General features: G+C 27.2%; 21 protein-coding genes. 9 read left to right on the forward strand and 12 right to left on the reverse strand.

Features of this window, described 5'->3' with window-relative positions:
• The first annotated feature begins 39 nt into the window (after positions 1-39).
• Positions 40-657, forward strand: a complete 618-nt coding sequence (gene ribE / locus D3Z07_RS10355) for a riboflavin synthase (protein ID WP_122893820.1) — start codon at positions 40-42, stop codon at positions 655-657.
• Here ribE and mreC read toward each other — a convergent pair.
• Genes mreC through D3Z07_RS10390 form a run of 7 tightly spaced genes read right to left on the reverse strand, consistent with a single transcriptional unit; the run spans position 647 to position 7,135 of the window.
• Positions 647-1,423, reverse strand: coding sequence for a rod shape-determining protein MreC (gene mreC / locus D3Z07_RS10360; protein WP_237671623.1), 777 nt, complete (start codon positions 1,421-1,423; stop codon positions 647-649). The two genes, ribE and mreC, sit on opposite strands and share 11 nt — an antisense overlap.
• 34 nt (positions 1,424-1,457) lie before the next feature.
• A complete protein-coding gene (locus tag D3Z07_RS10365) occupies positions 1,458-2,489 on the reverse strand; it encodes a rod shape-determining protein (protein WP_076088973.1) in 1,032 nt (343 codons plus the stop codon).
• A gap of 12 nt (positions 2,490-2,501) precedes the next feature.
• Positions 2,502-3,722, reverse strand: coding sequence for an ATP-dependent Clp protease ATP-binding subunit ClpX (gene clpX, locus D3Z07_RS10370; protein WP_122893821.1), 1,221 nt, complete (start codon positions 3,720-3,722; stop codon positions 2,502-2,504).
• Positions 3,723-3,736: 14 nt separating this feature from the next.
• Entirely contained in the window at positions 3,737-4,519 is a 783-nt protein-coding gene (gene lpxA, locus D3Z07_RS10375) for an acyl-ACP--UDP-N-acetylglucosamine O-acyltransferase (RefSeq protein WP_076088969.1), read from the reverse strand.
• An 8-nt stretch (positions 4,520-4,527) separates the two neighbouring features.
• Positions 4,528-4,971, reverse strand: coding sequence for a 3-hydroxyacyl-ACP dehydratase FabZ (fabZ, locus tag D3Z07_RS10380; protein WP_122893822.1), 444 nt, complete (start codon positions 4,969-4,971; stop codon positions 4,528-4,530).
• A 50-nt stretch (positions 4,972-5,021) separates the two neighbouring features.
• Positions 5,022-6,065 (reverse strand): lipid-A-disaccharide synthase, encoded by a 1,044-nt coding sequence (lpxB, locus tag D3Z07_RS10385; protein WP_122893823.1) that lies wholly within the window; start codon positions 6,063-6,065, stop codon positions 5,022-5,024.
• Positions 6,062-7,135 carry an epoxyqueuosine reductase QueH gene (locus D3Z07_RS10390; RefSeq protein WP_122893824.1) on the reverse strand — a complete coding sequence of 358 codons (1,074 nt, stop codon included), beginning with the start codon at positions 7,133-7,135 and terminating at the stop codon, positions 6,062-6,064. The genes lpxB and D3Z07_RS10390 overlap by 4 nt, the downstream gene beginning before the upstream one ends.
• Before the next feature lie 174 nt (positions 7,136-7,309).
• On the opposite strand from D3Z07_RS10390, the gene D3Z07_RS10395 reads away from it, so the two are divergent.
• Complete coding sequence (locus D3Z07_RS10395; protein ID WP_122893825.1) at positions 7,310-7,585, forward strand: hypothetical protein; 276 nt, start codon at positions 7,310-7,312, stop codon at positions 7,583-7,585.
• 1 nt (position 7,586) lies between these two features.
• The gene (locus D3Z07_RS10400; RefSeq protein ID WP_122893826.1) at positions 7,587-9,848 is read left to right on the forward strand and encodes a SulP family inorganic anion transporter; all 2,262 of its coding nucleotides are present in this window, start codon (positions 7,587-7,589) and stop codon (positions 9,846-9,848) included.
• A 39-nt stretch (positions 9,849-9,887) separates the two neighbouring features.
• On the opposite strand, the gene D3Z07_RS10405 is transcribed toward D3Z07_RS10400, so the two are convergent.
• A complete protein-coding gene (locus D3Z07_RS10405) occupies positions 9,888-10,847 on the reverse strand; it encodes an ankyrin repeat domain-containing protein (protein ID WP_122893827.1) in 960 nt (319 codons plus the stop codon).
• A gap of 326 nt (positions 10,848-11,173) precedes the next feature.
• Here D3Z07_RS10405 and D3Z07_RS10410 point away from each other — a divergent pair, with 326 nt between their 5' ends.
• Genes D3Z07_RS10410 through D3Z07_RS10420 form a run of 3 tightly spaced genes read left to right on the forward strand, consistent with a single transcriptional unit; the run spans position 11,174 to position 14,086 of the window.
• Positions 11,174-12,124, forward strand: a complete 951-nt coding sequence (locus D3Z07_RS10410) for a helix-turn-helix transcriptional regulator (protein ID WP_164707221.1) — start codon at positions 11,174-11,176, stop codon at positions 12,122-12,124.
• A gap of 58 nt (positions 12,125-12,182) precedes the next feature.
• Positions 12,183-13,112, forward strand: a complete 930-nt coding sequence (locus D3Z07_RS10415; protein WP_122893829.1) for a hypothetical protein — start codon at positions 12,183-12,185, stop codon at positions 13,110-13,112.
• Positions 13,112-14,086, forward strand: a complete 975-nt coding sequence (locus D3Z07_RS10420) for a tetratricopeptide repeat protein (protein WP_122893830.1) — start codon at positions 13,112-13,114, stop codon at positions 14,084-14,086. Before D3Z07_RS10415 ends, D3Z07_RS10420 begins: the two co-directional genes overlap by 1 nt.
• Positions 14,087-14,107: 21 nt before the next feature.
• Here the strand turns inward: D3Z07_RS10420 and D3Z07_RS10425 are convergent, their stop codons facing one another.
• A complete protein-coding gene (locus D3Z07_RS10425) occupies positions 14,108-15,289 on the reverse strand; it encodes a hypothetical protein (protein ID WP_122893831.1) in 1,182 nt (393 codons plus the stop codon).
• Between the two features lie 100 nt (positions 15,290-15,389).
• Entirely contained in the window at positions 15,390-16,589 is a 1,200-nt protein-coding gene (locus D3Z07_RS10430) for an NAD(P)/FAD-dependent oxidoreductase (protein ID WP_076088933.1), read from the reverse strand.
• A gap of 221 nt (positions 16,590-16,810) precedes the next feature.
• Here D3Z07_RS10430 and nfo point away from each other — a divergent pair, with 221 nt between their 5' ends.
• The gene (gene nfo / locus D3Z07_RS10435) at positions 16,811-17,656 is read left to right on the forward strand and encodes a deoxyribonuclease IV (protein ID WP_076088931.1); all 846 of its coding nucleotides are present in this window, start codon (positions 16,811-16,813) and stop codon (positions 17,654-17,656) included.
• A gap of 24 nt (positions 17,657-17,680) precedes the next feature.
• Here the strand turns inward: nfo and D3Z07_RS10440 are convergent, their stop codons facing one another.
• On the reverse strand, positions 17,681-18,301 hold the full coding sequence (locus tag D3Z07_RS10440; protein ID WP_164707222.1) for a tetratricopeptide repeat protein: 621 nt from the start codon (positions 18,299-18,301) through the stop codon (positions 17,681-17,683).
• 1 nt (position 18,302) lies between these two features.
• On the reverse strand, positions 18,303-18,920 hold the full coding sequence (locus D3Z07_RS10445; protein ID WP_083657278.1) for a tetratricopeptide repeat protein: 618 nt from the start codon (positions 18,918-18,920) through the stop codon (positions 18,303-18,305).
• Positions 18,921-19,039: 119 nt separating this feature from the next.
• Between D3Z07_RS10445 and D3Z07_RS10450 the strand changes: the two genes are divergently transcribed.
• Both D3Z07_RS10450 and D3Z07_RS10455 read left to right on the forward strand, forming a co-directional pair.
• A complete protein-coding gene (locus D3Z07_RS10450; protein WP_083657276.1) occupies positions 19,040-19,393 on the forward strand; it encodes a hypothetical protein in 354 nt (117 codons plus the stop codon).
• A 14-nt stretch (positions 19,394-19,407) separates the two neighbouring features.
• The gene (locus D3Z07_RS10455; RefSeq protein WP_076088925.1) at positions 19,408-21,141 is read left to right on the forward strand and encodes an ATP-binding protein; all 1,734 of its coding nucleotides are present in this window, start codon (positions 19,408-19,410) and stop codon (positions 21,139-21,141) included.
• Positions 21,142-21,185: the final 44 nt, after the last annotated feature.

Raw genomic sequence — 21,185 nt, forward strand, 5'->3', positions numbered from 1 at the left:
TTCGATATTATACCTTAATTTTATCAAAAGGTTTTTTAAGTGTTTACAGGTCTTATTCGCGAGATGGCAAAAGTTGAAAGTTTTAATAATAGTTACCTAACATTAAAAGCAAAATACTCACCAAAAATTGGTGATTCAATTGCAATTAATGGAGCGTGTTTAACAGTTGTAAAAATTTCAAAAGATACTTTTACAGTTGAATTATCTCCTGAATCTCAAAAGATTTTGGCAATGGAAAACTACAAAAATAAAGTTCATATTGAACCTGCTATGATGATGGGTGATAGATTTGAAGGTCATATTGTTCAAGGGCATGTTGACTGCTTGGGAACAATAAGTGCTATTAAAAATAATGGTAATTCTACAGATTTTTTTATCGACCTTCCTTGTGAATATTCAAAATATATTATTCCAAAAGGTTCAATTACAATTGATGGTGTTTCTTTAACTGTTAATGAAGTTATGGAAGATTCTTTTAGACTTACAGTAATCCCTCATACAATTGAAAATACTCTTTTCAAAGGATATAAAGTTGGAACAAAAGTAAATTTAGAAACAGATATGTTTGCACGATATATTTTTAATATGTTCAAAAAAGATGATAAAAAAGATAAGATGACTTGGGATCAAGTAGATAAGATAATGGCTACTTATTAGTAGCTTTTGTATCTTTTTCTATAGGTTTTTCTATATCTTTTTTATTATGTGAATAGTGTTTGTATGTATAAAAGTATTTCTTTTTTAATACATTTGCATAAGGTTTAATTACAGCTGTTCTCATATCCGGAAGTGTGTTTTCTTCCACAATTCTACCTACTTTTAAACCTTCAAAAAATATATTATCCATGCCTGAAGTTATAACTTCATCACCGATTTTAATTTCAGACCAAATTGGAATATATTTAATAAGTAGATTTTTACCATCACTTGAAGAAGTGATAATTCCTGGAATCTTATCTTCTCCAATGAAAACTGCATAAGAGCACTCTTTATTACCATTTAAAAGTGCTACTGATTTCCCATTTTGATTTACTACAATTCCTGCTGCATACTCTTCTGTTATTAATCCTAAAATAGAATTATCATCTTTTTTTTGATCAAGCCATACTTTTGTAAAATCATTAAAATTTATATAAGATAATACTTTCGCCAAAGAAATATTTGGTTTTGATTCATCTGCATCCATTGTGATAACAAACTCTTTAATTGTATCAAGTTGTTTTTGTGTTGCAGTGTAAAGTATTTTATACTCTTTTAATTCATTATTTTGAATTCGAAGTTCTTCAATAGTACTTGCTTGATTAAAGTATTTTTCAACTGTTGTTGATATGCCTATTACTTTATTTATATAAGAAAGTTTAAGGTCATTGAAGAATGTGAATTTTTTAATAATTAGATTGTCAATCTCAAAGAGATATAACAAACTAATTATAAGAAAAAGGATAATAAATAAGAATTTACGCATTAGTTATTAGTTTAAGTAAAGCATCCTCATCTAATACATTGCTTGTACCATAAGCAACTGCTAATAATGGATCTTCTGCAACTTTTACAGGAAGTTTAATAATATCAGCAAGATATACATCAATACCTCTAATTAAAGCACCACCACCTGTTAAGATAACACCATTGTCAACAACATCACCTGCTAAATCAGGCGGCATCTCTTCTAATACTGAACGAACAGCAGAAACAATTTCTTTAAGAGGTTCTTTAATTGCAGACCTAACACCTTCACTTCCAAGTTCAACAGTTGAAAGTAAGCCAGAATTATCTCTACCTTTTACTTTAATTTTTAATTCAGTATCAAGTTTTACAGCAGTTCCAATTTCAATTTTGATATTTTCAGCTGTTCGCTCCCCAATATAAAGATTAAAGTTTTGTCTTACATGTTCGATAATTGACTTGTCAAATTTATCACCAGCAACTTTAATAGACTTTGATAATACAAGCCCACCAAGTGAAGTTACACCAATTTCAGTTGTACCTCCACCAATATCAACAACTACATAACCAGAAGGATCTGATACAGGAATTCCTGCACCAATTGCAGCTGCCATTGGTTCTTCTACTAAGAATACTTCTCTTGCACCTGCACTCATAGCTGATTCTTCAACTGCTTTTCTTTCAACTTGAGTAATTCCATAAGGGATACAAATGATGATTCTTGGACGAATAAATGATTTTCTTGAATGTGCTTTTTCAATGAAATATCTAATCATTCTTTCAGTCATTTCAAAATCAGCAATAACACCATCTTGCATAGGACGAACTGCTTGAATATTCAAAGGAGTTTTTCCAATCATTTGTTTAGCTTCTTGTCCAACTGCTAAAATTTTATCACGACCATATTTATCATTTTGTACAGCAACAACAGAAGGTTCATTTATAATGATACCTTTTCCTTTTACTGAAACAATTGTATTTGCAGTCCCTAAGTCAATAGCCATATCACTTGAAAATAGACCAATTAATTTATCTAAAAACACATATCATCCTTTTTATGCAACTTTTGGTTCTTTTGTTTTAAGAACCACATCTTTCGTTATTGTAATAGTTTTATTTTTATAATTTGGAAGATCAAACATAATATCAAGCATGATATCTTCTAAAATAGAACGTAATCCTCTTGCACCTGTTTTTCTTTCAATTGCAAGTCTTGCAAGTTCCTTTAAAGCTGCTTTTTCAAATTTTAACGTTACATCATCCATTTCGAATAATTTAATATATTGTTTGATTAATGCATTTTTAGGTTCAGTTAAAATATGAACCATATCATCTTCTGTAATTTCATTTAAAGTTGCTAGCATATGAAGTCGACCAATTAATTCTGGAATTAAACCATATTTAACTAAATCATCAGCTTCTACTTTTGAAACAATATCTTTATCTTTTTTCTTACTTTTTGCTTCATGGTTAAAACCAAGTACATTTGCACCTTCTTTTTTCTTGATTATATCTTCAAGACCGTCAAATGCTCCCCCACAAACAAATAAAATATTTGTAGTATCAACTTGTAATGCTTCTTGACCTGGGTGTTTTCTTCCACCTTTTGCAGGAACATTAATTGTTGCACCTTCAACTATTTTAAGTAAGGCTTGTTGTACTCCTTCACCTGAAACATCTCTAGTGATTGATCTATTTTCACTCATTCTTGCTACTTTATCAACTTCATCAATAAAGATAATACCTCTTTGAGCTTTTTCAATATCTCCACCTGCTGCTTGAACAAGTCTTGTTACAACATTTTCAACATCATCACCAACATATCCTGCTTCTGTTAAAGAAGTTGCATCAGCAATTGCTAAAGGAACATCAAGATATTTAGAAATTGTTTGAGCTAATAAAGTTTTACCTGAACCTGTTGGTCCAATTAGTAAAACATTTGATTTATTTAACTCCGTATCATCATCAATCTCATGATGTCTAAAAATTCTTTTATAGTGGTTATAAACTGCAACTGATAAAACTTTTTTAGCTGTATCTTGACCAATTACATACTCATCTAAAATTGCTTTTAATTGTGCAGGTGTTCTTAAAAGTGCTTCTTTACTTGGAAGCTCATCTTTTTTTTCAATATTTTCTTGTGCTGGAACACTTCCACTCATAATATCATTTGCTGCTGTTACACAAGCTTTACAAATACAAGCGTTATCACCTGCTATTACTGGATTATCTTTAGAGTCTGTTGTTCCACAAAAGTCACATATAATTTTACTCATTGTCTGCCTATTTCTTATTTTCTATTGTAAGGAATACCACGTTTTGTATTTACTACAAAACTTGCTAATTCTTTTACATGTTCATTTTCACTTGTTTCAAGTAGTTCTTTTGCAACATCTGCTAGAGGATTACCTGCTTCAAATAGTGCTTTGTAAGCACTTTTGATTGCATTAATATCAGATCTATCTTTAAATCTTCTTCTTAATCCATTTAAGTTAAGACCTCTTAATACTGCTTTATTACCTTCAACTAAACAATATGGAGGAATATCTTGAGCAACTGCTGAAGCACCTCCAACCATTACATGTGTTCCTATTTTACAAAATTGATGAATTGGTGTTAATCCACCAACTACTACAAAGTCATCAACTTCGACATGACCTGCAAGCGTTGCACCATTTGCAAATACACAGTTATTCCCAATAATTACATCATGTGCAACATGAGTGTAACCCATAAATAAGTTGTTGTCACCAATTTTAGTAATTGATCCACCACCTATTGTTCCTGGATTAAATAGTGTAAATTCTCTAATTTTATTGTTATTTCCAATAATTAGTTCTACGTCTTCACCATTAAATTTTAAATCTTGAGGTATTGTTCCAATTGCTGCATGTGAGAAAATATGATTATTTTCTCCAATTGTTGTTTTTCCTTCAATTACTGTATGAGAATCAACAATCGTTCCATCACCAATTTTTACATCTTTTCCAATAATTGTATAAGCACCAATAGTGATATTATCACCTAAAGTTGCTCCTTGCTCAATTATTGCAGTTTTATGAATAGTATTCATGATAGGTCTTATTTATCTACTATCATTGCTTTAAATTCAGCTTCAGCAGTTAGCTTACCATCAACATAGGCTTTTCCACTTAACATCATTAAAGTACTTTTCATTTTGATTACTTCAAGTTCGTAATCTAATCTATCACCTGGTTTAACAGGATTTCTAAATTTTGCTTTATCAATACTCATGAAGTAAATTACTTTATTTTTCATTTCTTCTTCGCTTAAATCAGAGCTTTTTAAAGCTAAGATTCCACCAGCTTGAGCCATACCTTCTAAGATTAATACACCAGGGTAAATTGGATGACCTGGGAAGTGACCTTGAAATGCTGGTTCTGAAATAGAAATATTTTTAAAACCTCTGATTGATTTTTTTAATTCCATATCTGTGATTCTATCCACAAGTAGTAGTGGATATCTGTGAGGAAGTATTTCTTGAATTTGTGTAATATCGAACATTTATTATCCTAAATTTTTTATTAATGGTAGATATTATATCTAAAAAAAAATTAGTTTTGAATTATGCTTGCAACATTTTTGGAACTTCCATTTTGTAAGTATTCTCGCAATATTTGAGAGTTTTCAAAAAATAATTTTTTATCCATAGTATTATAGTCATGTAAAAGATTTTCTACACTTACGTTTTCTTGTAAGAATTCTTTATGAATTTCTTCTTTTCCCATTTTCTCAAAGAAAATATTCGCTAATCCTACATGAGAAAGTTTAACAAATCGTGAACCAATAAAATAGTCAATTTTCTTTGCAATATAAGAAAGTGTGAAAGGAGTTCCAATTAAAGCTGCTTCAAGTGTTGCTGTTCCTGAACAAATAAAACCATACTCAGCTTCTTGAAGTGTTTCATGCGCTTTAGTTGAGATTGTAAAATCACTTATATCTCCATAAGTTTTTGTAATATATTCTTTGTCAAATTTTTGGGGAATAATTAAGATATGTTCTTTATTTGGAATTTTTTTAGCAAGTTCTCTAAAAATTGGCATATGATTTTTTATTTCAGTTTTTCTACTTCCTGGCATGAAAGCAATTTTCCCACTTTTTGTTAGTTCTTTTTTAAAGTTATGTATCTCATCAAGTAGTGGATGTCCTACATAAGTAATTTTTTCTTTATCATTATAAATTGAACTTTCAAAAGGAATAATTGAACAAAGTTTAGAACAATATTCTTCTAGTTTTTTAACTCTTCCTTGCTTCCAAGCCCAAGCTTGAGGTAGAATATAATAAATTATTTCTTTATTTGGATAAGTTGCTTTTAGTTTTTTTGCAAGAGGTAAATTAAAGCCTGATGAATCCATTAATAAAACTTTATCACAATCACTTGCTAATTCTACTAACTCATCTCGAAGTTTAAAGAAAAATCTTAGTTTCTTTAAAGCATCAACTATTCCCATAATAGCAAGTGCTGTTAAATCATATAAAGGATTTCCAAGTTCTTTATCAAAAACACCTACCATTTCAATATCATCATTACAATGTTTTTTTAACTCTTTTAAGTGAATATTAGAAGATGTCTCCATTGCACAAACTAAAAGTTTCATACGATTTCCTCTCTTACGTCATCGTAAGTTTCAGCATTTAGTTCAAGCTCATATTTTGCGTCTATAATTTCATCTAAAACTATGATAGAACTTAGATTAAAAGCACTTTTTAAAATCTTTGAACGCACTTGTAATTCTTCATCAAATGATGGAGGTAGGTACATTAATTCTTTTACATTTTTATAGTTAGTATTTGCAAGTGCATTAAACTTTTCAATTGAAATAATTTTTAATTCATCTCTATTTAAATAGTTGATTCCATCTTTTTCATACTCAATTCTTCCATTTGTTTTGTTTCTATTTATCATTGAGTATGGTAAAATATACGATGGTACAGTTTGTTTAGCTACTTTAACGCGGGCACTTAAAAGTCTATAGTTTAAAAATCTATGTTTTACAATCTTATACTTTTCACCACTTGTTTCAAGAGCGTTTCTCTTTTTATAAAGTTCTAATCGCTCTTCAATTGACTCAGGCAAGATTTGATTTGAAATTGGGTTAAACATCTCATCCATTATTTTATCTTGTGCTTCTCTTTGGGCACTAAGACCAAATAAACAACCACAATAGTTCTGTCTATAAAGTTGGTTTTCTTTTACTTTTTTACCTTGAATTTCTGCACCATTTCCTGCTTTGTAATCTCTGTAAATGAACTCAATTCCATGAAGTTTTTCTAAGTTATGACCTATGATATCAAGTTTTTCTTGAGATTTTTTAGGTGATATTAAAAGAGTTGTAGTAAATTTATCATGACCTAATTCTTTTGCTTTAGCAACTGTATTATCAAGTCTATCATCATAACAAACTGTACATCTATCACCTTTTTCAGGTAAATGCTCCATTCCTTTAACTTTTTTAAGCCACTCTTCTAGATTATAAGGACCTTCAATAAGCTCAATACCAAGCTTTTGGCATGAGTACTCTACATCTAAGTATCTTAAACGATACTCACTATAAGGATGAATATTAGGGTCATAAAAAAAACCTACTAGAGTTTCATCTGGATACTCTTCTTGAACTCTTTCTAAAAAATAGTGACTATCGACGGCACAGCAAATATGAACTAACAAAAAATAACCTTTGATTTTATAATTTAAAGATATTATAGTAAAATGTAGCAAAACAAAGGATTAGTTATAAAAAATCTTATACTTTTAATTATCACAATATTTATTTTTACAGCATGTGCTAGTAAAAAACCAACTTTAAGTTCAAGTGCAACAATACTAATAAAAACACCTCAAATGAAATTTTATGATAAGGGTTTTATTTATAAATATAGTGACTATACACAAGTTCAAATATTTTCTGCTGGTACTGTTGTACTTGATATGAAAATATATGAAGATAGAGTTTGCAAAAGCACTTTTGAATGTCAAGATTTAAAAACATTTAATAAAGAGAATTTAAGTAGTTCATATGATGATAATTTTATAAAAGAACTATTTCAAAGAAATGAAAAAGAAATAGTTCATAGAGATAAAAAGAATAATATTTTAATTAAAATAAAAAGAGATTAGATTGAATATAAAGAATTTAAAAAATGACTTCTTTGGTGGTCTAATCTCTTCACTTGTTGCATTGCCTTTAACTTTAGCTTGTGGAGTTTTATTATTTAAAGGTCTTCAAGACTTAGAAATGTATGGAATTAATGCAGCTATTTATACAGCAATTATTGGAACATTTATTTCTGCATTTATTGGAAATCATCAGTTGCAAATAAGTGGTCCTAGAGTTGCTACTACTTTGATTTTGTCTAGTTTTTTATTAGAAATTTTTACAAGACTACAAAGCTATGAAAATATATATAATTTAAATGAATTATTAATTGTTTTTATGATTTTAACAGTTTTAGTAATGGGAGTATTTCAGCTTATATTTGCTTATTTTAATCTTGGTAAATTAATTAAGTTTTTGCCATCTTCTGTAAAAATGGGTGTTAGTACAACTATTGGTTTGATAATCATTTTTAAGCAATTTCCTATCATTTTTAATTATCAAGGAGATGATTTATTTCAAGAGTTTATAACAAATCCTTTAACAATAATTACAAATCAGACCACTTTACTTTTTATTGCTATTTGTATTTTTATTGTTTTACTACTTTTTAAAAAAGAGATTGTTACTAGTAAAATTAGAATGATTGTTCCTCTTCTAGCTCCAATTTTGGGTGGAGTAGTTTTTTATTTATTTATAAATAAAAACCCAAGTGAATTTATAATTGGCGAAATAAATATAACTCTACCTTCTTTTGAATTGTATTTTAATACTTTTACTCAAAACTTTTCTATTGTAAATGAAAATATTTTAGAAATTATAATTGCAGCATTTGTTTTAGCTTTGATGGGTTCTTTATCATCACTTCTTAGTATTAGTGTATTAGAGGATAAACAAAAAGTTAGAAGTACCAATCCTTCAATTGAATTAAAAGGTCAAGCCTTTGGAAATATCATTTCAGCATTTTTTGCTGGAATGCCAAGTGCTGGTTCTGAAGCTAGAGGACTTAGTAATTATAACTCTGGTGGTAGGACTTTTATTTCAGTAATTTTTCATGCTTTATTTTTAATAATATTTGTTTTCTTTCTTGATGAATATATTGCATTAATTCCACAAATAGTTTTATCTTCTTTGTTAGTTCACACTGGAATTGTAATGATTTTACCTTTGATAAAATTATCAAGTAATATGAGTATTACTTGTCTTAGAACTAAAACTAAAAATATAAATGAATGCTTAAAAGATATTTTCCAAACAGTACTTGTTGTGATTGTAATGTTGATTGCAGAAGAAATGGCAAATTTAACAATTGCAATTATTACAGGTTTTGCGATGGCCTCTTTACTTTTTATTTATGAAATGATGAGTAATACAAATTATAATATTATTCTAGGAAATAAACATCATTCAAGAAGAGTACGAACTAAAAAAGTAATGACTTTTCTAAAAAATAAAGGTTCATGTGTAAAGATTATTGAATTAGAAGGAGCAATCTTTTTTGGAACAGCTGATTTTTTAAGAACACTAGTAAGCGATATAAACAAAGACACGTCTTATATTATTTTAGATTTTAGGAAAGTTAGTGAAGTTGATATTACAGGTGCTGAAAAGATTAAACTTTGTACAAAAGAGAATAGTAACATAGGGTTTTCTTTTTCTCATATACGAAAAGGTGATGATACTTATCAAGCCCTTTGTGCTGTTGGGCTAATTGGTGTTGATGGTTTACCTTGGTTTGAAAATACAGATTTAGCTTTAGAAAAAGTTGAGAATAAACTTTTAGAGCAGTTTACAGGAGTTGAAGAAGAAAAAGGAAAAACTTTAAATATTGATAGTTTAAACTTTACGAAAAACTTAAGTAAAGAAGAACAAGATATTTTACTAATTTATATGATAAGTAAAGAGTATAAAGAAAAAGATGAACTTTTTACAAAAGGAATGAAATCAGATGAATTATTTTTCCTACGTAAGGGTACGGTTTCTATTATGCTTGAACAGAGCTTTGTTAAAGGTGTAAAAGATAAGTTATCAAAAATAAGAAGAATTACTTTTTCAACTGGTGTTGTAATAGGCGAAATGGCATTTTTTGAAGATACTTTACATAGTGTTGATGCACTTGCAAATGAAGATGTAAGTGTTTATATTCTTAGTAGACATAACTTAGATTTATTAAGTAAAGAACATCCAATTTTAGGTAGAAAACTTATCTACTCTTTTTGTGCTCACTTATCAAATAGATTAAGAGAAGTAACATCAGAAATACAGATATTGGAAAGATGGTCTTAATTTATATTTGACTACTAAATAATATACTTTTTAGATATATTATTTTAATACGTTTGGATAATATCTTTGTAAATAACGTTTTAATCCATAATAACTACTATCTTTTAGTGCTAAATCTTTAAGCGTTAAACCATTTGAATTTTTTGTATTTAAATTAGCCTTTGAATCCATTAGAAACCTAAAAATTTTCATATGTTCTTGAAAGTATTTTGGGTAAGTATTATACATTTTATTTATGTGATAGCCATGTGTCATTAAAGGAGTTTCACCTTTATATGATTTGCTGATACTATATCTTTTGTTCTTTAAATAAATAGCTTCATCTAAAGTCTTTGCAAATCTAATTGATTTAGCTTTTACTTTTAACCCTTTTTTTACTCGATATTTAGGTTTTTTATTTATTCCTTTTGAAATAAGATATTGAACAATATCATTTTTATTATATCTTTTTGCATGGTCTAAAGCATTTTTTTTATATTCATCACGAATATATAAACTAGTGTTGTTTTCTATTAGGTACTTAGTGATTTCTAAACTTCTACTAGCTGCTAGTATTAAAGGAGGAGTATCATCAAGCCATAAGTTTGAATCAACTTTATCATTTTGGATTAAGTACTTAATTAAATTTAGGTTGTTAGAAATAATTGCTCCTTTTAAAATAGTGTTATTAAAATGAATACTATTAATACTTAAAGAACCCCAAGTCATAAGTGTGTTTATAATTGAATCATTTTGTTTTAACAAATCAGGATGAAAATCATTGTTTGGTAATGCTTTTTTTATTTCAATTGTTTTTCCTGCTTTTATATTTGGGCCGTTCTGTAAAAGATACATAAGCTCATTTTTATTTGGGTCTTGCACTACATACTGTAAAGTGGAGTGTTTTCTATACTCTTTTTTCTGTTTTACTTCATTTGAAGAATACTTAGAAGTACATGCACTAAATAATAATGCAAAACTAATAAGTAAGATAAGGTTTATTGTTTTTAGTGGTTTCATTTTTTATTCTCTCCAATACTTTTAATAATTATATTATAATAATATTAAAACAGATATATCAAGATAAATAAAGATACTAAAAAAGTAGTAATCATTAATATCTTTAGTCTTTTATATGGTTTAAAACTATTCATCAACAATTATCTCTTTTTTTATTTCAATCTTCTTTTCTTTAGCTATAAATGTACTTGCTAAAAGATAACTAGTTGCTATGCATAAACACATAATTAAAAAATATTTCATCTTCTTTCCTTTAATTAAATTTATAATAAAATTATAAAAATATGTGTGGACAACATTCTGTCCAAATTATAATTAGGATAAAAATGTTTGAGAATTTGTCAAAGAAAAGTAATAAAGTAAGTAATAGTGATAAGGTTTTAACAAGACTAATAAAAACTCTTCAGATGTTGTCTAATAATGAGTTACCAACAAGAAAAGAGCTTATGGAAGAGTTTAATGTAAGTGCAAAAACAATTCAAAGAGATATAAAACAAAGACTTCATTTTTTTCCAATAGATGAAGACAGTTTAAAAAGATTGAAATTTGAAGAAGGTTTTTCTTTAAATAAAGCATCTTTGAAAGAAGATGAAATGCTTTTTGTTTATCTATCATTATCACAAATAAAAGACATTAATAAAAACTTTGAAAAAACTACGCATAGTATATTTTCAAAGCTTCTAACACCTAGATACTCACCTGCTTATCATATAAAAGCTAACTCTTTTGAAAATATTGATATCAATTCAAAATTATTAAATGATATAGAAATATCAATTAAGTATAAAAATACTATAGAAATACACTTACCTAATAAGGTTTTATCTTTAGAGCCTTATAAGGTGATAAGTTTTGATGGAATTTGGTACTTATTTGGTAGAGATATACAAGATAAGAAAATTAAAACAGTTTTTATTCATCAAATTAAAAATATGAAGATATTAAAAGAAAAATTTGTAGTAGATAAACCAATTAACGAAATACTTGACAATGTTCATACTGCATGGTTTGAAGATGGTAATACAATGGAAGTTAGGATAAAAGTTCATGAAAATGTAGCATATAACTTTAAATTAAAAAAGATTCTTCCTTCACAAGAAATTATAAGTGAAGAAAAAGATGGTTCCCTTGTTGTAATGTTTACAGTTACAACAGAAGAAGATATTGATAATACTATAAAAGCATGGTTACCTAATATTGAAATCATCTCTCCTTTAAGTTATAGAGATAAGTTTATTAAAGAGTTGGAAAATTATCTTTCTTTATATAAGAAATAAAATAAATGTTTAGCTAATAAATAGTACTATATAAAAATTATTTTTTTGGAGAGTTTAAATGAAAATAAAAGTTTTGTTTTTTCTTTTTTTATCTGTATCTTTGTTTTCAAGAGAAGTTATAGATCAAAGAGGAAGCTGTAAAATAAATTGGACACAAGGGTTTATACTTTGTGAGGGTGAATCTGCACAAAATCAAGGTAAATATGCTGCTAATCTATCAGCAAAAGTTATCTCACAAAGAAATATGCTTGAAGTTATTAAAGGTGTAAATATTACTTCAGAAATTACTATAAAAAGTGGTTTAGATAGTAGTGAAATCATAAAAAGTAGAGTGGAAGGTATTGTTCGTGGAGTTCAAGTGATTTCTTCAAAGTATGATAGAAATACAAAGTCTTCAGTTGTTACAACAAAATTAGAACTAGGGAAAGATTTACTTTCTGCACTATTAAGTGATCCAACACTTCTTTCATGGAATGAAAAAGTTGAACAGTTATGGAATAGTTTTAATATATTACCACAAGCACTAGCTTCAACATATATGCCAAAAGAAAAAGAAACAATTTTAAAATTAATGGAAGATTTAAGAGATAATAGTGATGCAAAAAAACATTTAGAAAATATTTTAAAGAGCATGGAAAATACTATAAATTACACAGGAATATTATTGGATATTAGTGAAATAAGTAATTTCCAAAAAGCACTTATAGTTAAACTTGTTGATGAAAAAGGAAAAGAGATTTATCCTTCAAACTTAGTTTCAAAACAAACACTAACAAAGAGAAATACTTCAGTAGGCTATATGTTTGGGATTGATGATGCGAAGAAAAACAAAAGAGTTTTTGATAATCCAATTGAAATAAAGCCTACTTCAACTTACAAAAGCAAGTTATCAAATATCGTATTAAACAAAGAGCAGATAAAAAAGATAAACTCAATAGATAAAAATGTATTAAAAAATGCAAAAATTATTCTGGTATTAGGTGATTAATGAAATTATTTTTAATACTTCTTTTATCATTTAATCTTTTTGCTTCTAATAAACATTTATCTTCAGAAATTAGAGCAGAAGTATTTGCACAGAATTTAGTAGACTCAGGTGAATATAAAAAAGCAAAAGAGTTCTTGAAAAAAGCAAAGGCTAAATATCCTAAGAGTGAAGCTTTATGGATGTTTAGTGCAACGGTTGCTTATGAGCTAAAAGACTTTAATGAAGCAAAGATAAATTTTATAAAAACATTAGAAATTAATCCGAAAAATGAGCAAGCTTCAGCTTTTAAAGAAATAATTGCAAAGCAAGAATCAGCACTTGAAAATAAGTCATTAGAAGATATTTTTGCATATTTAAATGATAAAGGAATAGATTTTTTATCAATCTTTTTAGCTTTTTTAGGTGGTGAAATAATTGCTAGAAAATATGCAAAATGTAGAAGTATTGATGAAAGGAATATTGCCAAACAATTTAAATCAAAAGATGAACTATCTTCAAGTATTTCTTCTAGGGTTCTTTTTGCAACAAGGAATTATATTTGTTTAAAAAATTCTCCTTCTTTTTGCTCTTTTTTACACTTGTTAATTATTTTCCTTATTTCATGTTCTTTGCTTATTTTCTTTTTATTATTTGAACTTTTAGTAGGAGTTCATTTCTTATCATCAATTCCATTAAATCATATGGGAACATCTCAATTATGGGTATATGTTTTAGAGAACTTTGCTATTTTCGTTATTATAACAATAGTTCTGCAAATATTGATGTACTCTTCACACTTAAAAAATAGCTCAGAGAATATCGAAATAGAATTAACTCAATATTTAGAAACACTAAGTGCTGAGAGCAAACTTGATAAATTATATGAATTAATTAAAGAATTTAAGAAGTTAAATGTAAGTGAAGAGTCTATACTTTCAGAATTATTAAGTGATGAATGTAAAGAAAAAATTAGATATTTTTATCGGAAAAAATAAAAGATAGGTATTCAAACATACCTATCTTTTAATAATAATTTGTTTTATAGGAAAACCTTGCTGATCCTTCTCTCCAAAAGCAGGAAGTAAGGATTGTTTTTTCTTATTTACAAGAACTGATCGTACGTTTAAAACAAGCCTATCCATTCTATCCATATCAACTATCATTGAAATTGATTGAGTTTTATACTTTTTCCAAGAACTTTGCCAGCTTTCAACTAATAAATATGAAGATCTTATAACTTTTCTTAATTGTGTATTCCAAAGTTTACTATTTTTTTCATAGATATCTAATTTAGATAGTCTATTACTTGACGTATCTATAATTCTTCTACTATTCATAAGTTGAGGGAAAGATACAGATACTCCACCTTTTAAGTTTCTATAAACATTGTCAATTAATATATCAATATGTACTTTATCTCCAATAATTTCATACAAAACTTTTCCTTCTAAATAATCATTAGAAAAATAAATCTTATCGGAAGTGTTACTTTGCTTTTTTTCTATAGTAGAACTTGGTTTTTGAATAGGTTCTTTTTGTACAATGACTTTTTGCTGCATATTCTTATTAGTTTGTGGTTTGTACAATTCAACTTCATAAGGATATAAAGAACCAACTGCTTTGAAACAGTAAGATCCTGTATTAAAATCAAATTTATCATTTGATATTGAAAAGTCGTGAATTAATTCTTGTGCTTGAGATAATGAGATGTTTTTTAGTGAAGGTTTATATTTAGTTAAAATCTCTCTATATGCTTTTTCTTTTGCTTTTTGTTTGATATCTTTTGTTGCAACTGTTGTGTCATTAAAACAGAAGTTTTGTAAAGTCATTTGTTTTAAGGAATATTTCTCTAAATCTTTTTTTGTAATATATGCATTAATATCTGAACAAATTTCTCCAAAATTTACACCATTATAAAATTTTGGATTACCTTTTATTCTTACTGAACCAACAGCTTTTTGTTTAATTTCATCTGAGACTAACTTCCCATCTTTTACATCAGTTTTAGATAAAATAAGACTTCCATATAATTCTCCAATAGCATCTCTTTTTGCTTGTTTAATTAATATATCTTTTAATTGTTTTTGAGATTTTCCTGAGTGTTCTGATGTTTGAATACAACTAGTTTTGATTGTTTCATATTTTTCAATTGCATAGATATTGCCTAATAATAAAAAAAATGATAGAAAAAATTTCATTGAGTTCCTTTTTGAGTGCTATATAATAATAAATAACAAATTAATTGTTTATTAAATAAATTAATTTGCCATTATATTTTAAATAAGAACTAAGAGTTTTTTATAGTTTTTTTAGCTTTTTATATCCAGCTTTGATAATTTTAAGAAGTGGTTTTCTATATGAAGAGAATACATACTTTTTAATTTCATAAGCAATCCTTCCTTCAACATGAACCATATCATATAAGTTTCCTGCTGCAAATTTACCACCAAGGGCAATTAAAATACCTTCTAGTTTTGGATCACAAGCTACAAGTTTTTTCTTCTTTATTCTGTTTAATATATTTTTACCAGCACAAGTACCACTAATTCTTGCTACTGTAACATTAGGAGGCATTAATTCACCTTTTTTATTATGAATTTCTGCAATATCACCAACAGCAAAAATATTATCATGACCTTTTGCTTGAAGGTATTCATTTACTAAAATTTGTCCTCTTCCATTTTTTTCTACATCTAAATCTGATGTAATTGTAGAAGCTTCAATTCCTCCTGTGAAAATAATAAAAGAATGGTTGATTTTTGTACCATTTGATAGTTCAAGATTATCTTCATTACATTTAGTTAGCTTTGTATTTGTAATTACATTAATACCTAAAGATTTTAATCTCTTATGCGACATACTAACTAGTTTTGAGCTTAATCCTGGAAGAATAGTATCAGAGCTACTTACAAGAGAGATTTTTAAATTATCACAAGAAAAGTTTCCACGTTTAAAAAACATTTTTGAGTTATAAGCCATCTCAGCTGCAATTTCAACTCCTGATAAACCAGCACCAACAACTACAATATGTGTATCTTCACATTGTTTTGCTTCATCACTAATTTTTTTGAATAACTGATTTTCAAAACTTTGTTTAAAGAACATTGCCCAATGAAGTTTTTTAATATCATGAGCATTATTTAATCCTGGTATTTGAGGGGGAAAGAATGTTCTTGTTCCTGCTGCCATTACTAAATAATCGTATTCTACAATCTCTTTTTCTTCAGTGTATATTTTTTGTGCTTCTTTGTCTATTTTTCGTACTTTTAAGTTTTTATACTCTACATAATCATGGTTTATTCCCATACATAATGTAGTTAAATCAATAGTTACATCTGCAATATTTGATTTATTTGCAATTAAATCATAAACTTCTGGTTGTAAGTTGTGAAATGTGTGTTTATCTATTAATGTAATTTGTATATTCTTATTTTTTGCTAGTTCTTGTAGTGCATATATTCCTGAATATCCACCACCAATTATTACAACTTTTTCCATAAATCCGCTTCCTTTTTATATGTTTTATTCTATCGATAATTTCTTATTGTCAAAAGTAATCCTAACTTTTCTTAGTAAATATCTAAAAAGTCTAGTAATTACGTAACAAAATAATGTACTGTTATAATAATGATACTTAAAATTTATAGCTAGTATATAGCTATTTTAAAACTAAGAGAAAAAACTGTAAGATTACGAAATTTAAATATATAGGAATTAATATGAAATATGTAGGAGCACACGTAAGTGCAAGTGGTGGAGTTTTTAATGCACCAATAAATGCAAAAGCAATTGGAGCAAAAGCCTTTGCTTTATTTGTTAAAAACCAAAGACAATGGGCTGCTAAGGATTTTGAACCAAAAGTTTTAGATAAATGGTTTGAAGAATTAGAAAAATCAGGTGTACAAACAAAACATATTTTACCTCATGATTCATATCTTATTAATTTAGGTCATCCAGTTGTTGAAAATAGAGAAAAGTCTTTAAATGGATTTTTACATGAAATAAATCGTTGTGAAATTTTAAAACTTGATAGATTAAATTTCCATCCAGGTTCGCACCTTAGAAAAATTACTGAAGACGAATGTTTAGATAATATTGCTGTATCTTTAAATAGAGCAATAGATGCCACAAACGATGTAAAGCTAGTAATTGAAAACACTGCAGGTCAAGGCTCAAACCTTGGATACAAATTTGAGCATTTAGCACATATTATTGATAAAATAGAAGATAAAAGCAGAATTGGTGTTTGTATTGATACCTGTCATATGTTTACAGCAGGTTATGATATTAGAACACAAGAAGCTTATGATAAAACTTGGAATGAATTTGATTCTATTGTTGGACGTGAATATTTAATGGGAATGCATATTAATGACTCAAAACCAGAACTTGGAAGCAGAGTAGATAGACATGATTCTCTAGGTGAGGGTAAAATTGGTTGGGATGCTTTTAAATTTATTATGAATGATGATAGAATGGACGATATTCCACTTGTTTTAGAAACAATTAATGAAGATATTTGGGCGCAAGAAATTCAAGCGCTTTATGATTTAGTAGAAAAATAAATCTACTAAAGATATATATAAACTTTACAGTTTATATATATCAAATGTTTTATCTGACTTGTTAGCATTTGCTTTTTCTGTCCAATATTTTGCTTTTACTTCATCTTTTTTAATATCAAATAGACCTTTTGAATAAATAATAGCAAGTTCTCTTTGTGCTACAAACATGTTTTTATTTGCTGCAAAATTTAAATACTCTAAAGCTTTTTTCGTATCTTTTTGGATTGTAATACCTTTAGCATAAAACTTTGATAATTGAAAAGCTGCATTTGGATCTTTTGAAGCAGATGCTTTTAAAAGTTCTAAAGATTTACTTGCATCTTTTTCAACACCAGTTCCTTGAAAATATAAAAAAGCTAAAGGAAGATTTGCATAATAATTTCCCATTTCTTTTGAAGACTCTAAAAGCTTAGAAGCTTTTTCAAAGTTTTTTCTCTCAGCATTATAAATACCAAGTTTCAAAGCAGCCATAGAGTTACTTGAACTAATATCTTCATAACATTTTATTTTGTTTTTTATTTCTTTTATATTTTGACACTCTTGAACTTGAACTTTTTCAGTATCAAGATTAAATGCAGGTTTTGAAAAAGAACAAGCACTTAAGAAAAAAGCTAAAAAAGAAGCTGTAATTATTGATTTTGTCATTTTATATCCCATAAATTTTTCTAATTAGACTATCACTTTTGTCTTCGTATCGTTCATACCAAAACTTTGCTTTTTGAGGATTGTCTTTTGTAATAGTGCCATCTCTATAAATCTTTGATAGCTCATATTGTGCTTTTTTTACATTATTATTTGCAGCAAATTCTAAAAGCTCTAAAGCTTCATCATAATCTTTTTTGTTTACATAATAAAAAGAAAGTTTATAAGCAGCAATTCCATCAACTGAAGATACATCTTCTAAAAGTTCAAGCGCTTTTTCTTGGTTTTTATTAACTCCATTTCCTTTATTGTAAAGGTCAGCTAAAAGTGAATTAGCATAAAAGTTACCTTTTTGTTGTGCAACTGTATATCTATGAAAAGCTTCTTTATAGTTTCCTTTTGAATAAGCATTTACTCCTGATCGAAGCATTGCAATTGAGTTTTTATATGAAATTAAATCATAGCAATCTGATTCAAACTCTTTGTTTGTACTTATACACTCATTTGCTTGTGCAATTTCATTTGGCATTGTTTTTAATGCAGCATCGTGGTTAGCACATCCTACTAATAGTAAAGAACTAATACTTGTAAGCAATAAAAATTTAACACTTTTTATTATCATTATTTCCCTTTTTATGTTTTGCTTGTTTAATTTATAAAAACATTTTACCTTTTTTTCCTAAAGCTTGACTAATTAATTAAGATATATTAATGTATTATTTAATATATATAGGGGATAAAATGATTTTTATAGCACTTTTTGGATTTATTGCTTTTGTAGTTATTTCATTAAATATGTATGACAATTATAACTTACAGAAAATAGAAGATTATATTAAAAAAGAAAAATGTGAAAGTTTTATTTATACAAAAGGTTCATATAAAGCACTTTGCCAGGACAAGTTATTGCAAATAGCTAATAGTTTTAATCTTGATATAAAAACACAAAAAAAAGAGCTTGTTTATAAAGAAATAAAAGATATCTCTATAGACAAAAAAAGTATAATTATAAATAAAAAAGAAAAAGTCTCTTTTTCAAAAGAAGAAGAGTTAAATACATTTTATAGAAATTTAAAACAAAAATTAAACAAATAGGATTAGAGTAGATAATGAAAGAATTAATTGATTTTATTAAGTCAAAAGATATAGAAAAAACAAACTTTTTTACACAGTTAAAGTGTACAAAAGAAGAAGCAATATTATTACAGTTTATTACAAAAGAGTACGTTCAAGGTAGAGATAGCTTAGTAGTTATTGATGTTTTATCAAAGTTTTACGATGTAGAAAAGTTTATGCATTTAGAAAAGCTTGATTTAATCAAGTCACTTTTAGAGTTTGGATGGTTAGTTCAAATCTCATTTGACCAAATTAAATTAAATGAAATATCAAAACTAGAGCTGTTAAATTCAAGTGTATCTTTATCAAGTTCATATTTAAAATTATTAGAAAATGGTTCAAATGATTTTATACTTCCTGAAATAAAAAACTATTCAGACCACCTAGAGTATTTACAAGATCAGTTTTTTAAAATAGATTTAGCTCAGCAATTAAATGTTGTGAAAAAAAACTTTCATGTAAATAGCCCAAGTTCTAATAGATTAAAATCAAAGTTAGTATTACTTGAAAATAGAATTAAAGAAAGAATAAAAGTTACAAACAATTCAATAATGCTTGAAGACTTTTTTAAAGAGAATGATTTAAAAGAACAAGAACAAACACTATTCTTGGCACTTTTAAAAGAAGAATACTCAGGTGGTGATGGTTCAATTAGAGATATGAATGCTTTAATTGAATTAATTTCAAGTGATGATTATGAAAAAATAAAATATAGGTCTTTACTTGAAGAAAGTTCAAACTTAGTATCAAACTCACTTGTAGATTATGATGAGGTTTTAACAGCATTTGGAGGAATAAATAGAAACTTTTATATTCCAGATGAAGTTTTATATAAAATTTCACATCCTACAAAGAAAAACTCAAGAGGTCCAAAAATTAAGCTTGATTCTATTATCAAAGAGCAAGATACTTTTGAGTTAATTAGTACAACAAAAACTTTAGAAGATGTAGTTTTAAATGATAAAACAAAAGAGACTTTAAATGCACTTTTAAAACAAGTTGATAAAGATGTAATGAATAGATTAAAACAGTGGGGAATAAAAGATAAAAAGAAAGGTATTGAAGCGAAGATTATCTTTTATGGAGTTGCTGGAACTGGTAAAACATTAACTGCCTTATCAATGGCGAAATCTTTGAAAAAAGATGTACTTAGCTTTGATTGTTCAAAAATTCTTTCTATGTATGTAGGTGAGAGTGAAAAAAATGTAAGAAGTATTTTTGATAAATATTATGAACTAAGAGATCAAACAAAATCAGACCCAGTTTTACTTTTAGATGAAGCTGACCAATTTTTAAGTTCTAGAACTTCTGGTGCTGGAAGTGGTAGTGATAAAATGCATAACCAAATTCAAAATATCTTCTTAGAACAAATTGAAAAGTTCGATGGAATATTAATTGCAACAACAAACTTACTTGAAAACTTAGATAAAGCCTTTTCAAGAAGATTTAACTATAAAATTGAGTTTATGAAACCTAATAAAAAACAAAGATTAGCTCTTTGGAAAAAACTACTTCCTTCAAATCTTCCACTAAGTAAAGATTTTGATTTAGAAGAATTGACTTCTTATGAGCTAACAGGTGGTCAAATCGAGCTTGTTATTAAAAATACTGCATATAAAATTGCAGTTAGTTCTGAACCTATTTTTACTGTTGAAGATTTCAAAGAACAAATAAGTAAAGAGAAAAAAGGTCAGTTTGATAGTGAAAATAAAGTAGGTTTCTTTTAAAAAAAACAATAAAACATTTACACACTCTAAATAATATTAGAGTG

It is taken from the genome of Arcobacter peruensis, from assembly GCF_003711085.1.
GTDB lineage: Bacteria > Campylobacterota > Campylobacteria > Campylobacterales > Arcobacteraceae > Poseidonibacter > Poseidonibacter parvus.

Excerpts from the sequence above, each read along its gene's own strand:
- D3Z07_RS10430 (WP_076088933.1), bottom strand. The coding sequence starts at position 16,589 with ATGGAAAAAGTTGTAATAATTGGTGGTGGATATTCAGGAATATATGCA.
- D3Z07_RS10405 (WP_122893827.1), bottom strand. The coding sequence starts at position 10,847 with ATGAAACCACTAAAAACAATAAACCTTATCTTACTTATTAGTTTTGCA.
- D3Z07_RS10445 (WP_083657278.1), bottom strand. The coding sequence starts at position 18,920 with ATGATAATAAAAAGTGTTAAATTTTTATTGCTTACAAGTATTAGTTCT.
- lpxA (WP_076088969.1), bottom strand. The coding sequence starts at position 4,519 with ATGAATACTATTCATAAAACTGCAATAATTGAGCAAGGAGCAACTTTA.
- D3Z07_RS10440 (WP_164707222.1), bottom strand. The coding sequence starts at position 18,301 with ATGACAAAATCAATAATTACAGCTTCTTTTTTAGCTTTTTTCTTAAGT.
- fabZ (WP_122893822.1), bottom strand. The coding sequence starts at position 4,971 with ATGTTCGATATTACACAAATTCAAGAAATACTTCCTCACAGATATCCA.
- D3Z07_RS10450 (WP_083657276.1), top strand. The coding sequence starts at position 19,040 with ATGATTTTTATAGCACTTTTTGGATTTATTGCTTTTGTAGTTATTTCA.
- D3Z07_RS10425 (WP_122893831.1), bottom strand. The coding sequence starts at position 15,289 with ATGAAATTTTTTCTATCATTTTTTTTATTATTAGGCAATATCTATGCA.
- clpX (WP_122893821.1), bottom strand. The coding sequence starts at position 3,722 with ATGAGTAAAATTATATGTGACTTTTGTGGAACAACAGACTCTAAAGAT.
- D3Z07_RS10420 (WP_122893830.1), top strand. The coding sequence starts at position 13,112 with ATGAAATTATTTTTAATACTTCTTTTATCATTTAATCTTTTTGCTTCT.
- D3Z07_RS10415 (WP_122893829.1), top strand. The coding sequence starts at position 12,183 with ATGAAAATAAAAGTTTTGTTTTTTCTTTTTTTATCTGTATCTTTGTTT.
- D3Z07_RS10395 (WP_122893825.1), top strand. The coding sequence starts at position 7,310 with ATGAAATTTTATGATAAGGGTTTTATTTATAAATATAGTGACTATACA.
- D3Z07_RS10455 (WP_076088925.1), top strand. The coding sequence starts at position 19,408 with ATGAAAGAATTAATTGATTTTATTAAGTCAAAAGATATAGAAAAAACA.
- nfo (WP_076088931.1), top strand. The coding sequence starts at position 16,811 with ATGAAATATGTAGGAGCACACGTAAGTGCAAGTGGTGGAGTTTTTAAT.
- lpxB (WP_122893823.1), bottom strand. The coding sequence starts at position 6,065 with ATGAAACTTTTAGTTTGTGCAATGGAGACATCTTCTAATATTCACTTA.
- D3Z07_RS10410 (WP_164707221.1), top strand. The coding sequence starts at position 11,174 with ATGTTTGAGAATTTGTCAAAGAAAAGTAATAAAGTAAGTAATAGTGAT.